The organism is Rhodococcus sp. 05-2256-B1, from assembly GCF_002258465.1.
Taxonomy (GTDB): Bacteria; Actinomycetota; Actinomycetes; order Mycobacteriales; family Mycobacteriaceae; genus Rhodococcoides; species Rhodococcoides fascians.
Map to the genome: position 1 here is coordinate 1 of NZ_NOZA01000020.1, position 3275 is coordinate 3275.

1 rRNA gene is annotated in these 3275 nt (G+C 54.8%); it reads right to left on the bottom strand.

Features of this window, described 5'->3' with window-relative positions:
- Nucleotides 1-73: 73 nt before the first annotated feature.
- Nucleotides 74-3227 (bottom strand): 23S ribosomal RNA (locus tag CH285_RS11070).
- Between the last annotated feature and the right edge of the window lie 48 nt (nt 3228-3275).

A 3275-nucleotide genomic window follows, 5' to 3' on the forward strand; every position in this document is an offset into this window, starting at 1 on the left:
TGTATTCGGTTGTGTTACTGAACAACTACTCGTGTGTTGTTTCAGATATTGCACAGTGGACGCGTAGCTTCTTTGTGGTAAGTCCTCGGCCTATTAGTACCAGTCACCTGCATACATTGCTGTACTTCCAGTTCTGGCCTATCAACCCGGTGGTCTGCCGGGGGCCTTACCCCCTCGAGGGGGTGAGAAACCTCATCTTGGAACAGGCTTCCCGCTTAGATGCTTTCAGCGGTTATCCCTTCCGAACGTAGCCAACCAGCGGTGCTCCTGGTGGAACAACTGGCACACCAGAGGTTCGTCCGTCCCGGTCCTCTCGTACTAGGGACAGCCTTCCTCAAGTTTCTTACGCGCGCGGCGGATAGAGACCGAACTGTCTCACGACGTTCTAAACCCAGCTCGCGTGCCGCTTTAATGGGCGAACAGCCCAACCCTTGGGACCTACTCCAGCCCCAGGATGCGACGAGCCGACATCGAGGTGCCAAACCATCCCGTCGATATGGACTCTTGGGGAAGATCAGCCTGTTATCCCCGGGGTACCTTTTATCCGTTGAGCGACACCGCTTCCACTTGCCGGTGCCGGATCACTAGTCCCGACTTTCGTCCCTGCTCGACTTGTCAGTCTCACAGTCAAGCTCCCTTGTGCACTTGCACTCGACACCTGATTGCCAACCAGGCTGAGGGAACCTTTGGGCGCCTCCGTTACATTTTAGGAGGCAACCGCCCCAGTTAAACTACCCACCAGGCACTGTCCCTGAACCAGATCATGGTCCGAGGTTGAGGTATCCAATACGATCAGAGTGGTATTTCAACAACGACTCCACAGTAACTGGCGTCACCGCTTCACAGTCTCCCACCTATCCTACACAAACCGAACCGAACACCAATACCAAGCTGTAGTGAAGGTCCCGGGGTCTTTTCGTCCTGCCGCGCGTAACGAGCATCTTTACTCGTAATGCAATTTCGCCGAGTCTATGGTTGAGACAGCTGAGAAGTCGTTACGCCATTCGTGCAGGTCGGAACTTACCCGACAAGGAATTTCGCTACCTTAGGATGGTTATAGTTACCACCGCCGTTTACTGGGGCTTAAATTCTCAGCTTCGCCATTACTGGCTAACCGGTCCTCTTAACCTTCCAGCACCGGGCAGGCGTCAGTCCGTATACATCGTCTTACGACTTCGCACGGACCTGTGTTTTTAGTAAACAGTCGCTTCTCACTGGTCTCTGCGGCCCACACCAGCTCAGGAAGCAAGTTCCATCACCGGCAGGGGCCCCCCTTCTCCCGAAGTTACGGGGGCATTTTGCCGAGTTCCTTAACCATAGTTATCTCGATCGCCTTAGTATTCTCTACCTGACCACCTGTGTCGGTTTGGGGTACGGGCCGTGTAACAACTCACTAGAGGCTTTTCTCGGCAGCATAGGATCACTGAATTCGCCTCAATCGGCTACGCATCACCTCTCAGGCTTGATGAACGGCGGATTTGCCTACCGTTCGCCCTACAGGCTTACACCAGTACAACCACTGACTGGCCCAGCTACCTTCCTGCGTCACCCCATCGCTTGGCTACTACCAGATCAGGTCCCACGCATCCACCACACGCCTCACTCTCGAAAGAGATCGGTCATATGGATTCAGGGTGGTTAGTGTCACTGATTCACCATGGGCGCGGTTACACGGGTACGGGAATATCAACCCGTTGTCCATCGGCTACGCCTGTCGGCCTCGTCTTAGGTCCCGACTCACCCTGGGCGGATTAACCTGGCCCAGGAACCCTTGGTCATTCGGCGGACGAGTTTCTCACTCGTCTTTCGCTACTCATGCCTGCATTCTCACTCGCGCAGCCTCCACACCTGGATCACTCCGATGCTTCCATGGCTGCACGACGCTCCCCTACCCACCCACACACCTGGCTGAACCCTCGCAAGGATTCAGCGGGCTATTGTGTGAGTGCCGCAGCTTCGGTGGTGTACTTGAGCCCCGCTACATTGTCGGCGCAGGATCACTTGACCAGTGAGCTATTACGCACTCTTTCAAGGGTGGCTGCTTCTAAGCCAACCTCCTGGTTGTCTTCGCGACCCCACATCCTTTTCCACTTAGTACACGCTTAGGGACCTTAGCTGGCGATCTGGGCTGTTTCCCTCTCGACTACGAACCTTATCGCCCGCAGTCTCACTGCCACGCTCTCACTCACCGGCATTCGGAGTTTGGCTGATTTCGGTAAGCTTGTAGGCCCCCTAGACCATCCAGTAGCTCTACCTCCGGTGAGAAACACGTGACGCTGCACCTAAATGCATTTCGGGGAGAACCAGCTATCACGGAGTTTGATTGGCCTTTCACCCCTACCCACAACTCATCCCCTCAGTTTTCAACCTAAGTGGGTTCGGTCCTCCACGACGTCTTACCGTCGCTTCAACCTGGCCATGGGTAGATCACTCCGCTTCGGGTCTAGAACACGCCACTACACCACAAACGTGGATACGCCCTATTCGGACTCGCTTTCGCTACGGCTACCCCACACGGGTTAACCTCGCGACATGCCACTAACTCGCAGGCTCATTCTTCAAAAGGCACGCCATCACCAGCCATGACAAGTCATGCACCGGCTTTGACGGATTGTAAGCGCACGGTTTCAGGTACTATTTCACTCCCCTCCCGGGGTACTTTTCACCTTTCCCTCACGGTACTAGTCCGCTATCGGTCACCAGGGAGTATTCAGGCTTATCGGGTGGTCCCGACAGATTCACAGCAGATTTCACGGGCCCGCTGCTACTTGGGTATCCACAACGACAGTTGCAATGTTTTCGTCTACGGGACTCTCACCCTCTACGACAGGCCGTTCCAGACCACTTCGACTAACACCACAATTTCTCACTGTCGGCCGATCCGGCAGAATCGACAATGCAAACCCCACAACCCTCCATACGCAACCCCTGCCGGGTATCACACGCACAAAGTTTGGCCTCATCCGCTTTCGCTCGCCACTACTCACGGAATCACTATTGTTTTCTCTTCCTGTGGGTACTGAGATGTTTCACTTCCCCACGTTCCCTCCACACACCCTATATATTCAGATGCGGGTAACACGACATCACTCGTGCTGGGTTTCCCCATTCGGACACCCTCGGATCACAGCTCGGTTGACAGCTCCCCGAGGCTTATCGCAGCCTCCTACGTCCTTCATCGGCTCCTGGTGCCAAGGCATCCACCGTACGCTCTTCATTACTTACAACAAAGATGCTCGCGTCCACTGTGCAATTCTCAAACAACACACACTCGG